The following is a 13,120-nucleotide window of genomic DNA, read 5'->3' on the forward strand; positions in this document are numbered from 1 at the left end:
CTAATTATTTTGGGTTATTGCTCAAACACGGATTTTACAGGGTTATTTATTTTTTATTGTTGGCATGAAGTTCAACATTAGTATGGTCGTCCTCCTGCTAAGCTAATTCGCTTTAATAAGCGGCGTTGGTCTGAAGGGAAAGGGCGGCGTGAGTGTAATGTCGCTTGGTTATCCCAAAATACAATGTCACCTTCTTCCCATTGATGTTCATATCGAAACTCAGATTTCAATAAATGTTCACGTAAAGATGCAATCAATTCACTGCCTGACTGATCATCGTAGTGAACCAATTCCACTTCAGATCGTTCATTTAACCACAGCCCTTTACGGCCACTTTCTGGATGGGTACGTACAAGCGGATGTGGATAGGCATGTCCAACAATCGGTTGGTCTTTGAAACGGTAAAGCGGTGTAGCGCCATATCCCGTTGTGCCTTTATTATTTTTGGCACGGACAAATGGGTTATAGGTAATGAGTTGAAGTTGGTCTAAATGTTTTTGTGTCGCTTCATCTAAAGCTTCATAGGCTTTAATGGTGTTATACCATGAGGTTTGTCCACCGTCTTGCGGTAGTTCAATGGCATAGAGTAATGAACCAAAAGATGGCAGCGGAGTCCACTGATGGTCTGCATGCGCAGCCAATTCACCATGTCCAGTGTAGTCACCTTTGCCGACTGCATTTGAAACAGGTACCACGTCTGGTGGTGTACCGGTATCATCTTGTGACGCCAGCACAGGAATATCTGCACCGGGACGGAAGATTGAACCGAAGTAACTTGCAAACGCGAGATACTGTAAATCATCTAGACTTTGATGTTTGAAAATTAAAATCAAGTGTTCTGCCAACGCTTGTTTTAAACGGTAGATGGTTTCCCCAGACTGTGCTTTACGCGCATCTAAACCATAAACCACAGCCCCCAAAGCTTGGTCATGTTGCGCTTCAATACGAATTTCATTGCCATCTTGAAATTGTTCTGCTTGATGCCAACGTGGAGCATCATGGATGGCTTGTGAAAGTTGAGTTAATGCGGTCATTTCATAAGTTCTCAAATTGTTCTTTATTGAGACTTAATCTATGGAAGAAAGCGCAGGATGGAAAATTAAAAAATAAGCTAAGTTTATGAAAAAACGTATGATTAATACTAATATGCTGAAAATGCAGCTTTTATTGAATCGTGTAGAAAATAGCTAAAAAACTGCTGTTGTAGTGTTGATAAAACAGCAGTTTGAATTGGAATTATTGCTTCAATACGTCTTTAATGTGCACAAAACGCTTGGTTAAAGTATTCGAATAATTCAGGCGTTTGGCTCCATAAGCCGATGGACAATGCCAACAAGGCCAGAATACTGATGCCAATACTGAGCCGGAACCACAGTGTTGAATTAGTCATGAATGACACTTTCCTCATTAACCATGAAATGTACCAATACCCCAAAAATACTCAGGACAATCGAAAAAATCCAAATGGCATTATAGTTACCGGTCATATCGTGGTTCACACCACCCAACCAGCCACCAAAAAATGAACCGACTTGGTGTGTAAAGAACACGATACCACTCAGCATACTGAGATATTTAACGCCAAACATATTGGCTACAATACCGTTGGTGAGCGGTACGGTAGAAAGCCATAGTAGACCCATAATGACGCCAAATGCATAGATTGTCCATGTGCTTAAAGGCAGCAAAAGAAAGGCAATAATGGCAATGCCACGTAAACCATACAGTCCCATCAACAGCTTTGGTTTGGAATATTTGCCACCGAGCCAACCAGCTGTGTAGGTGCCGACAATATTAAACAGTCCAACGAGCGCTAGGAAAATAGTGCCCGTAGTGGCATTAAAGCCATGATCGATTAAATATCCCGGAAGATGGATGCCAATAAACACCACTTGGAAGCCACAGACAAAGAAACCGAGTGCTAGAAACCAAAAGGGTTTATGCTCCCAAGCCAATTGCAAAATTTGTTTAAAAGTCAGAGAGGCTTCATGCGTATTGGTTGCATTTGGTGCAACATACATTGGTGCTTTTAGCATCCAAGCTAAAGGAATAATAAGTGCAATTAAAATGGCGCTGAGCACCAAAGCCGACGACCAACCAAATTTTTGCAACAACAGTAATGTAGAGGGCAGCATAATGAACTGACCAAAAGAACCTGCTGCACTGGCAATACCCATGGCTAAACTACGTTTTTCTGGATGCGCTGCACGACCTACGGCAGAAAGTAATACTGGAAAAGATGTGGCTGAGAGGGCTAAACCCAGGATTAAACCTGCACTTAAATTAAGCAGTAAACCGGTAGAGCTGATGGCCATGAGTAATAGTCCGAGGGCATATAATGCACCACCGACGGCGACCACGATCTTACTGCCATATTTATCTGCAAAAGCCCCAGTAATCGGCTGCACAGCACCCCAAATTAGGTTTTGCATGGCAATGGCAAGGCTAAATACGTTATGTCCCCAACCAAATTCATCACTCATCGGCACGAGATAGAGGCCAAATGCATGACGCACCCCTAAAGACAATGCCAAAATAATTGCACTGCCAATGAGCATGTAAATCAGTGGCTTTGAGAATCGAGTATCAGACATACAGCAGGCTACATTTTTTAAATTTAACCCAATGTTATTCGAATAAACGCAGAGTTGCGATTAAATTTAATTCACCAAACAATAAATTTTTTTTATAGGTAACTATGGATGAATAAAGGAAATTGCCTCAGCAGAAATTCAAAAGTGTTTAAAAGAGGTTGAAGGCATAATTCAAAATAAAAGACCATATATAGCCTAATAAAAAAGACGGCTGTAGCCGTCTTTTTTTATATTCAGGTTATTAATTAGAAACGCATACCGATACCTGCATACGCAAGAATTGGATTTACCTCAATATCTGCTTTAGAGGTAATTAAAGTTCCATGTTCGGCATTGGACACAGTAATCGTTGTTTCATTTTTTAAATGAGCATAACTTACTGAACCTACTGCGAACCATGTATCATTAAAGTCGTAAGTAAAGCCAGCTGTAGCAACGGGAGCAAAGACATCAGTAGCCTCAAGTTTAACTTTAGGTGTACTACCATTACTTTTCAGATTATCAGGAACTGATGTGCCATAAGGGAGTTCACCAATTTCCAGAGCTTTACCTGCTTGACCATCTTTAATATTTGCAATCATATGACCCGCTTTGATCAAGTCCTGCTCAACATTCTTATTCATTTCCAATTCGTTGAAATAAGCATACATCACACCCAGCCCTACATAAGGACGGAACTTATTTACACCTGTTTTACCAAAGTGATATTGGAATTCAAAAGCTGGTGTCCAAGCACGAGCAGAAGCAGCCTTATCCTGTGCACCTAAATCTGTAACTAAAATATCTTTTTTCAAGTCGATACTCTGTAAATCAATTGATCCGGGAATACTCGGAAAGAGGTCTATAGATGGCGTAGCTTGCGCAGAGAAAGGCGCATAAATTCTTCCTTTACCTTTTAAGTCCACTGTTGGTGGAATCCCGGCTTTAATTTCAAGAGAAATATTATCGGTAAAAAAGTAATTGGTCATGATCCCTAGGGTAGTCACATCCTCGGCTTCTAAACCTGTTCCTGGATTGTTCCAGCTTGAGAGATTATAAACTTCAGCAGAACCACTCAGATTTGCAGAAAGCGTATCGACCCCTAATCCATCTAGAAGTCGAAGGATTGCGGTGGTTGAATTTGAACCCATGTCAAGATCGAGATTATTTTGAACAGCTTGAATACTGACATTACCTACTGCAGATGTAATGCCTTCGTTAGCTGCGGTATTTACTTTGAAAGGTTGTGCTTTCCCTTGTGGCATAACATGTAAAGCACCCACCGAAACTGAAAAACGTTTAAAGCCATCGCCTTCTTGCAGGCTAAAATAAGGGGAATCGGCATGAGTCAAAATAGGCATTAATGCCATTGAGCCAATAAACGTCCCTAAAACCTTTTTCATTTGAACTCCTTGTTCAATTTATTCATCTTTGTTTTTGTTATTGTTAATAAACTAAACTTGGCTCAATTAATCTGTATGAAAAACAAGAGTACTAAGTAGGTGAAAAGTTAATAAATAAGGAAATGTATTTCATTAAGTTTAATTATTTTAGTAATTATGTAATTTTTTAATTTAAAAATAAAAAAATACTGGTTCGCTCTGCTTTTTAGAAAATATGAATAGCCATCGATTTTTTAGACATCTTTTAGTTAGATAAAATAGAACACTTAAGACGTATTTTTTATCCTGAACATGATATCGAAATTAAATGAATTGTTATGAGAGTGCATAATAAAAGACTTGTTTTTACATTCTGCTCTTTTTTTTTGTACAATAGGCTGAGTTATTATTGAGTCAGTCTGATGAGCTCCCCAAATACTCCCAAGAAAAAGCCTTTAGTTAATTTACCGTTTCCTTTGAAGCAAGCTGAACAAGGTGCGACAGATGAGATCCTTGAAGATCTTCGTCCTAAGCCACAACGCTATGCGGATAGAACCTGGATGCCACCACGTGGTACCCGCCGTTCGATGGGAAAACGCTAAGTTTTAAAATAAAAAAGCCATGGTATTTGACCATGGCTTTTTTATTCGCTGATATTTAAATCATGCAACTTACTGAGAGACTGACATTCTTCGGTCATTATTTTGGTAATGAGTTCTTTTCTGGTGATACATCTCTTGATCGGCACGTTTTAGCATGTCTTCAAGACGTTCATCTGCATGACTGGTTGCATGCCCGATCGACAGGCTGATTGGCTGATGTGAGTAAAACTGGTTATCGACCAGTAAAAGTTCATGCAAACTATTCAAACAGTTTTGCAAAGCAGTCTGATCTGCACCCGGTAAAAGGACTACAAATTCATCTCCACCAATTCGTGAGGCAGAATAGGGCGTATGTTGAATAAGTTGAGTCAGGATGTTGCCCATACGACGTAACAGGTTATCTCCGGCATCATGTCCAAGGCTGTCATTCAGCTCTTTCAGTCCATTGAGGTCCATAAAAATACAGGATACTGGGCGCAGTGAATTACGCTCTAGACGGTTCAGTTCCTGCATATAAAATGAACGGTTACATAGCTTGGTGAGAACATCATGTCTGCCTAAATATTCCAGATAATGCTCCGCTTTTTTGCGTGCGGTAATATCCGTCAGCGCAACTTGAACAACGCTCCAGTCATCTAGATAATCAGGAAACACGGTAAATTGCAGTAAAACATGGCGAATACTGCCATCCAGTGCATAATTTACCGCTTCACGCTGATGATGCAGATTGCCATTCCAAAGCTCAATAAGCTGTTCTTTAAAAGTTTGAAGCATTTCTTTGGCAAATACTTTATGTACATTTTTGAGCAAGATTTCTTTATCCGAAGCGCCAAACAAATCAAGGGTGGCCTGATTAACGTCAACGATCAATATTTCCTTAATACACTCTTGTACAAAATCGGGGTGAACATCCAAAAATGTCACAAAATCTTCTATACCTAAAGCGCGAAGCTGATCTAATTTTATTTTAATCCGGCTGAAATCTTCTACCCAAAGTGAGGTTGGAGAATAATGAAAACGCGCTTCTGCCAAATGACGACTTTGTTCTTGTAAACGGCAAGCTTCAGTATAAGAGGTGATATCTTCAGTCGTAATTAAAACGGCAGATAAATCCTGCTCATGACTCGGTAGCACGATGCCTTTGAGTTGAATGTCTAGGCGTTGTCCATTGAGCGTATAGTTCACGGCAGAATGGGAAAAATGCGTTTCACCATTCCACAATGCAACCAACTCTCTAATGTGTGTTTGACACATCTCCGCCTGAAAAACTAAATCAAGGTTTTGACATAAATGTTCAAAGTCACGTGCTTGATACAGTTCTAACGTTTTTGCGTTGACCTGTAAGAGTTTTATTTTTCTCGCACATTGCAGAATACGTGATTCATCTTGTTGAAGAAAAGTGGAGAGATCCTGCACACCTTGCTGACGCCAGAGATCAAATTGTTTTTTGACTTCACTGTAATCTTCAAGCCACATGGCAATGGGGGATAGCTCAAAAAAAGGAGAATCTAGCATGTCTATTTTATGTGCTCGTCATTCTTCATGATAATTACAGCATGTAGTATAAGACGAAAAAAATGATATTAAAATAATGTGATATGTAAAATAAACTTTATTTTTAATGTGACTTAAGTCGCTAAAAGTCATTAATCCACCTTAGATAAAAAGCCAATGTAGACTTTGGCTTTTTTGGGGGGAAATGAGGTGAAAATAGTCTTTAGCGGCTGGCTTTACGAGCTTTATTTTCAGGCTTTGGTGCAGCGATTTCACGTTCAGCTTTCCAAACATCAATAAAATCTTTTTCATTAATATTGTACAGTTCAAGTAGGGCTAAAATGACACCGCCAAACATCATTGGGCCTTCTGAGTTGCTTTGAAACTCAAATATTTTCCCATTCAGGGCATGCAAAATATCTTCAATTTCAAAAATACGGTCACGACCATTGCTATCTGTCGGGTACATTTGGGTATTCAGCACAATTTTCGCAAGACTTTTTTCATTATCTGTTAAGGCTAGAACATCAACCAATTCATCTGCCGAAGGTGCAAAAATTACCGAGTCTTGAAAAATTGTATGTAGAAGTTTCGAAGTAAGTTTAGGTAAAGCTTTTTCAACGAAAGGACGGAATGAAATTGGAAAAATAACATTTCTAGAAATCCCCTTAAACATGGGAGCAATTTCTTCAACTTTATAGCCAGCGACACCACAGCCAATCGAAGTAATGAAATATTTGGTCTTCGGATGATTCTTGGTATAGATTTTAAAATCATCAACATAATGTTGAATCTGAGACAATGGCATTTGTTGTAAATGCTCATTCATCGTTGGAATAGCAAAACTTTGACCAGCCCATCCACGACCAATACCATTCATTGCGCCAAAATGCTCTAGTGCGGTACGCGCTGCACCGCCAGCATGTTGACCTGCCATATTGCTGCCAAAAACAAAAATGGTATCTTCAGCTAAGTTTTTAACAATACTTTCGTCATGATATTGATAAGTCATAAAGTTTGATCTGTGGCGTCCTTTTGTCCATGTTGCAGGTGAAATTTACCTAGGTCAAGTATCAATCTGGGGTAAATGAACGCTTTATCTATGAGTTTTTTAGCTCAAAGAGTTTCTTCGAAAAAAATTGGCTCAATTAGGTGCTTTATAATTTTGAAGATGATGAAAAAATCTAGAAACTTATACTAAATAAAGATTAATTCTGTCTGTAAGAGACTTTGGCTTTTTACATAAATTTAGCGTTGTTTTGTGCAACTTTGCCCTCATAATAAAGCCCTATAAAAACTGTTGAAGAAGAGTGTGATGCAGGAACAGCCTTTTGAACTGGTAACACAATATCAGCCCGCAGGTGATCAACCTCAAGCGATTGAGAAATTGGTTAAGGGGATTGAGAAAGGAATGCATGACCAGTTGCTCTTAGGGGTAACAGGTTCGGGTAAAACCTATACCATGGCAAATGTGATAGCTCGCACGCAACGTCCAACGATTATTATGGCGCATAACAAAACTTTGGCTGCGCAGCTTTATGGCGAGTTTAAAGCCTTCTTTCCGCATAATGCTGTGGAATATTTCGTCAGTTATTATGACTATTATCAGCCCGAAGCCTATGTGCCATCTTCAGATACCTTTATTGAAAAAGACTCATCGATTAATGATCACATTGACCAAATGCGTCTTTCGGCAACACGGGCATTATTAGAACGACGTGATGCAATTATTGTAGCGTCAGTTTCAGCCATCTATGGTCTGGGTGATCCCAATGCCTATATGAGTATGCTTTTGCATATCGTTGAAGGTGACCGTATCAGCCGTGATGACATCATTCGGCGTCTGGTGGAAATGCAATACACCCGCAATGAACTCGAATTCCTACGCGGCACATACCGTATCCGTGGTGAAATTATTGATATTTTCCCTGCAGAATCGGATCAAAATGCCATTCGAATTGAGTTGTTTGATGACGAAGTTGATTCAGTTCGATGGTTTGATCCCTTGACGGGCAAACTGGTCCGAAAAGTGCCACGTATTACGATTTATCCAAAGAGCCATTACGTGACACCTAAAGATAATTTACAGCGTGCAATTGGGACTATTCGTGAAGAGCTTACAGACCGACTGGGTTTCTTTCGTGCAAATGATAAATTACTCGAAGCACAGCGTATCGAACAGCGCACACGTTATGACTTAGAGATGATGCAGCAGCTTGGCTATACCAACGGTATTGAAAACTACTCACGGCACTTATCTGGTCGACCTTCAGGTGAAGCACCGCCGACTTTGTTTGATTATGTACCTGATGATGCCTTATTAATCATCGATGAATCGCATGTGACTGTTCCACAAATTGGGGCCATGTATAAAGGTGACCGTTCGCGTAAAGAAAACTTAGTGAATTATGGTTTCCGTTTGCCAAGTGCGCTTGATAACCGTCCAATGAAATTTGAAGAGTGGGAGCGGATTGTTCCGTCGACCATTTATGTCAGTGCAACGCCTGCACATTATGAAATGGAAAAATCTGAACAAGTCGTTGAGCAAGTGGTTCGACCTACAGGTTTGGTCGATCCTGAAATTGAAATTCGTCCAGTCTTGACGCAAGTGGATGATGTACTGTCAGAAATTAATAATCGTAAAGATTTAAATGAACGTGTGTTAGTCACAACACTAACCAAACGTATGGCAGAAGATTTAACTTCATATTTGAAAGAATACGGCATTAAAGTCGCTTATTTACATTCAGATATCGACACTGTTGAGCGCACTAAAATTATTCATGAATTACGTTCGGGTGTATACGATGCAATCGTTGGGATTAACTTACTACGCGAAGGCTTAGATATGCCCGAAGTGTCTTTGGTGGCCATTTTAGATGCAGACAAAGAAGGCTTCTTACGTTCTGAGCGTTCATTGATTCAAACCATCGGTCGTGCAGCACGTAACTTAAATGGTAAAGCGATTTTATATGCAGATCGTATGACCGACTCCATGCAAAAAGCCATTGATGAAACGGATCGTCGTCGTAATTTACAGATCGCATTTAACCTTGAGCATTGCATTACGCCACGCAGTGCAGTACGTCAAAACGTCAATGATATTGATACAGGTGAAGTACTGACAGATGATGAAATCGATGCAAAAATTTCAGATCAGGCTAAGGCATTAACTGCAGATGAACGTCATTTGATGTCAGATCCAAAACTTTTAGCAAAACATATGAACAAGCTGGAAAAAGAAATGCTGAAGGCATCGAAAGATTTACAGTTTGAACAAGCCGCTCGATTACGCGATGAAATCTTGCGTTTAAAAGCACAGATGATTTCATAATTTTGTTAGACAAGATGCGGAATATTGTCTGAATTACATACATAATTCAGACAAGAAAATGATTTTTAGAGCAATCTTTCCGCTAGAGTAAAAACACGAGAGAAAGAATTACTTAATTTTCATCGAATGTTTTGCATCGAAATGAGGCATAAAATGACAACAACGAATCTTCCGAAAGCTGGTTTTAAGCTCGCAAAAATTGCACTTGTTGCAGCAGTGTTAATTGGTTTGGGTGCAGCCACAATGGCCTATGCACAGACGAAACCTTTACAGACTGTGGAAAAAGTCGAGCTCGATCGTTATTTAGGTATGTGGTATGAAGTTGCTCGTAAGCCTTTAGTCTTTCAAAAAAGCTGTGACCGTGATGTTACCGCGGTCTATACCTTAAATGAAAACGGCAATATTAATGTCAATAATCGCTGTGTATCGAAAGATGGCACCAAGAAACAATCAATAGGCGAGGCATTTGTACAAAATGCACCGTTTAACTCAAAATTAAAAGTCAGTTTCTTACCTGAAGCGATTCGTTGGTTGCCTGTGGGGCGTGGTGATTATTGGGTGCTCAAAGCCGATGAAGACTATCAAACAGTCTTGGTGGGTGAGCCTCGTCGTAAATATATGTGGGTGCTTTCTCGTTCGGCTCATCCAGATCAGGAAGTGATTCAGGAATATCTAAATTATGCTCAATCTGTTGGTTATGACTTATCAGATATTATTCATACCAAGCAGACAGTAAAACCATAAATCTAAATATTTGAACAAATGCTAAAAAACCATGCCTGTGCATGGTTTTTTATTTGCTAGAATGTCTCTGCGAAAAGCTTGATCAATCAAGCAAAATATCAAATTTATGGTGTATTTTGGACTGGAGTGAAAGATGTATAAAGGCGTTGCATTGTCTGTATTGGCATCGGTCACTTTTGGTATTTTGTATTTCTTTACCATCTTTTTAAAACCTCTAGATAGCGAGCAAACATTTGCATGGCGCATGTTAGCGACCTTACCATTTTTAACGCTATTTATGTGGTGGATGAAAGATTTAAACAAAGTCAGTGAAATTTTTTGGCGAGTGGTTAAGCAGCCGATTTTTCTGATTTGGTTAATCATCAGTTCTTTTTTATGTACTACACAGCTTTGGTTGTTTTTGTGGGGGCCGATTAATGGCCGTGGACTAGAAGTTTCTTTGGGATATTTTCTACTGCCTTTAGTGATGGTTCTGGTCGGATGTGTGCTGTATAAAGAAAAACTTTCTAAATGGCAGATGGCTGCCGTGGCACTGGCAATTTTAGGTGTCAGCCATGAAATTTGGCGTATTGGCAGTATCGCGTGGGAAACTGTTTATGTCGCTGTGGCTTATCCAATTTATTTCTTTTTACGTCGTACCTTTAAAACCGATCATTTGGGTGGTTTTTGGTGGGATCTTTGCTTAATTTTGCCTGTAGCCTTTTATTTAGGATTTATTCATAGCGATAGTTTAGAGCTAATGTCGTTATTCCCGTATCTGATTTTGGCGGTTTTAGGACTGGGTTTTCTGAGTGCGCTTGGCTTAGGTAGCTATATGTTGGCGAGTCGTTATTTGCCATTTGTGATTTTTGGTTTGTTGAGTTATTTAGAACCCGTGTTGTTAGCTTTTGCATCCATCGCATTGGGGGAGCGAGTAGAAGCCGAAGAATGGCTGACCTATATTCCAATTTGGGGTGCGGTATTGTTATTGGTGATAGAAGGCATCTTACATCTGTTTAAACAAAAGCAAAATGAACGTGCGCTAGCAAAAAATGTAAAAGCGTTAAATGATCGAATCGATTCTTAGACTGAAAATATTGGTACGGTAAATTGATCAGTTCACAATTAACACTTGCTGTTTTTTAAGAAAATCTTAAACTTAGAAAACTAAAACACGCCATGATTCAATTTATTGTTTAGGAAGAACAGCATTGAATGATGGTGTACAAAAATATTTATTTTAGATAAAAATAAACTGAAATCGATAAAAGATCGATTAAAGAACCAAGATACAGGAAGCAGTCAGTGGTTGTCCCATTTCATCAAAGCGCTAAACTTTTACAGCTAGAGCCTGTGTTGGATCAGCATTGGCGGAGTATTGTATCTGAAGTATGCACTGATCTTGATCAATCCAATTTAGCACAGATACAGCAGGTGTTATCGCAAAAAGGTATTCGTTGGGAGTCTTCATCACAGTCGTATCAAAGAGATGTACCGATGAATTTGGGCATGCTGATGAAAGTACTAAAATATGATGTCATGCGTGAGCATGCACAGTATTTGGCAACACAGCTCGAAGAACTTCGAACATTGACAATGAGTATTCAAGTTGCGCAAAAATTAGAAGAAAACCTAGCCTATATCAATAAAATAGATGCCGAAGAAGATTTTGAATTACAGCATGAAAAAAACGTATTACATCGGCATTTCATTTTAAATGCTGCACAAATCATCCGTGAAATGGATTTGATTGCGCCGAGTGATGCACGTGAACTCACTGCCCAGCAAGTCAAAATTTTCTTGATCGAAATTTTCTTAAAGTCACATATGTTGGGGCAATTTTTTGATGCCACTATCCCGAAATCGTCTGAGATTTGGCAACATCCGATTTTTAAATACTATTTAAAGCGTGAACAAAAAACGAGATATTTACAAATCGTACAAACATCTGAGTTTATTTATATTTTGTCACCTGATTTAGATTGGACGACGCAGTATTCAGCAACGCGGTTTTTATCGACAAAGCACAATGATGCCTTAGCAGACGACGTTTTTGATGGGGTGGCCATAGATTTAAATACTGCTTTAGAGAATCAGCAAATAGACGAATTAAAAATTCAAGTCTCTAAGCTGGCATCTATTGCAGGTTTTATACATTTAGATCTGCAAAATTTAATGCAGCAACTACATATACGGGTAGATAAGCATCTACTTTTAATGCTGCATGTAGAGGATGCCACTCAATTAGTGACGGTTTTACCTACTTTTGAGCAGCAGTTCAATACATTGATCTTGAAGCCATTGCATCAGACTGTTCAATATCAACTGAGTGAGCAGATACAGCATGATTTTTTATTTTTCCATAGCATGCAAATATCTCAGAAGCTCATCACGAGTCTAAACGTCTTAAGTAGCTGCCCGAAGTTTGAGGCGAGTTTGGAGTTAAAACGACTGCGACTTCAACTACAGGCTTGGCAGGTGCTTTTGTTGAAACGGCGTGCTCAAATTTTTCATGTTCAAAACGAAGATGAGTGGGAATTACATCATCAGCAGTCACAGCAAATTCATACGGCGCTGAAGGCGATCTTGCAGCCGGTCGATGATCAACAGAAGATCTTTGCTACAGACGCAACTGTAGAAAATACGGGTACCCATGGCGCGCATGCGCATGTTGGATTTTCCAAACGCATGACGAAAACAGGGGAGTATGAAAGCCTTGAAGCCGATGCTTTAAAAGCGCAGCAGCAAAAAAAGCGCCAGACTTATATGCAGGTTTTAATGTTGCTGAAGGAACATGCTTCACAGCTCGTCAATCTTGATTTTGAGCCATGTGAAAATGCCTTAAACGTGCGATCTTTTAGTGATCAGAGATATTTTGCGATTAGTGCTGGTGAGAATAGTTTAAATGCACTACCGAAAATATTAGAGCTGAGTGTAAATTTCTTTGATTTTAATCTGGAAAAGTTTGCTGATAATCTGAAAAATTAACTGAATTTTAAATATAGATCTGAC

The 13,120-nt window shown here is 39.3% G+C and carries 11 protein-coding genes; 5 read left to right on the forward strand and 6 right to left on the reverse strand.

Annotation, left to right across the window (positions count from 1 at the left end; translation table 11 throughout):
* Positions 1-77: 77 nt before the first annotated feature.
* The 4 genes from FTU79_RS14040 to FTU79_RS14050 form a co-directional block, all read right to left on the reverse strand.
* The gene (locus FTU79_RS14040) at positions 78-1,034 is read right to left on the reverse strand and encodes a TauD/TfdA family dioxygenase (protein WP_180050851.1); all 957 of its coding nucleotides are present in this window, start codon (positions 1,032-1,034) and stop codon (positions 78-80) included.
* Positions 1,035-1,255: 221 nt separating this feature from the next.
* Positions 1,256-1,390: a hypothetical protein gene (locus tag FTU79_RS16615; protein WP_257220694.1), complete on the reverse strand. Its 135-nt coding sequence runs from the start codon at positions 1,388-1,390 to the stop codon at positions 1,256-1,258.
* On the reverse strand, positions 1,383-2,594 hold the full coding sequence (locus FTU79_RS14045) for an MFS transporter (RefSeq protein ID WP_180050854.1): 1,212 nt from the start codon (positions 2,592-2,594) through the stop codon (positions 1,383-1,385). Before FTU79_RS14045 ends, FTU79_RS16615 begins: the two co-directional genes overlap by 8 nt.
* A 245-nt stretch (positions 2,595-2,839) precedes the next feature.
* On the reverse strand, positions 2,840-3,976 hold the full coding sequence (locus tag FTU79_RS14050) for an OmpW family protein (RefSeq protein ID WP_180050857.1): 1,137 nt from the start codon (positions 3,974-3,976) through the stop codon (positions 2,840-2,842).
* A 401-nt stretch (positions 3,977-4,377) separates the two neighbouring features.
* Here FTU79_RS14050 and FTU79_RS14055 point away from each other — a divergent pair, with 401 nt between their 5' ends.
* Entirely contained in the window at positions 4,378-4,557 is a 180-nt protein-coding gene (locus tag FTU79_RS14055; protein WP_099339550.1) for a hypothetical protein, read from the forward strand.
* Positions 4,558-4,626: 69 nt separating this feature from the next.
* Here FTU79_RS14055 and FTU79_RS14060 read toward each other — a convergent pair whose 3' ends face one another.
* Positions 4,627-6,078, reverse strand: a complete 1,452-nt coding sequence (locus FTU79_RS14060; protein WP_180050907.1) for a sensor domain-containing diguanylate cyclase — start codon at positions 6,076-6,078, stop codon at positions 4,627-4,629.
* A gap of 196 nt (positions 6,079-6,274) precedes the next feature.
* On the reverse strand, positions 6,275-7,063 hold the full coding sequence (locus tag FTU79_RS14065; RefSeq protein ID WP_180050860.1) for a hypothetical protein: 789 nt from the start codon (positions 7,061-7,063) through the stop codon (positions 6,275-6,277).
* Positions 7,064-7,363: 300 nt separating this feature from the next.
* Here FTU79_RS14065 and uvrB point away from each other — a divergent pair, with 300 nt between their 5' ends.
* The 4 genes from uvrB to FTU79_RS14085 all read left to right on the forward strand — a co-directional run bounded on the left by uvrB (position 7,364) and on the right by FTU79_RS14085 (position 13,096).
* Positions 7,364-9,385 (forward strand): excinuclease ABC subunit UvrB, encoded by a 2,022-nt coding sequence (gene uvrB, locus FTU79_RS14070; RefSeq protein ID WP_180050863.1) that lies wholly within the window; start codon positions 7,364-7,366, stop codon positions 9,383-9,385.
* 153 nt (positions 9,386-9,538) lie between these two features.
* On the forward strand, positions 9,539-10,129 hold the full coding sequence (locus FTU79_RS14075) for a lipocalin family protein (protein ID WP_180050866.1): 591 nt from the start codon (positions 9,539-9,541) through the stop codon (positions 10,127-10,129).
* Between the two features lie 133 nt (positions 10,130-10,262).
* A complete protein-coding gene (gene rarD, locus FTU79_RS14080; RefSeq protein WP_180050869.1) occupies positions 10,263-11,195 on the forward strand; it encodes an EamA family transporter RarD in 933 nt (310 codons plus the stop codon).
* 218 nt (positions 11,196-11,413) lie between these two features.
* Positions 11,414-13,096: a hypothetical protein gene (locus FTU79_RS14085; RefSeq protein ID WP_180040490.1), complete on the forward strand. Its 1,683-nt coding sequence runs from the start codon at positions 11,414-11,416 to the stop codon at positions 13,094-13,096.
* Positions 13,097-13,120 lie beyond the last annotated feature (24 nt).

Source organism: Acinetobacter sp. YH12144 (assembly GCF_013418345.1).
In the GTDB taxonomy this organism is placed as follows: Bacteria; Pseudomonadota; Gammaproteobacteria; order Pseudomonadales; family Moraxellaceae; genus Acinetobacter; species Acinetobacter amyesii.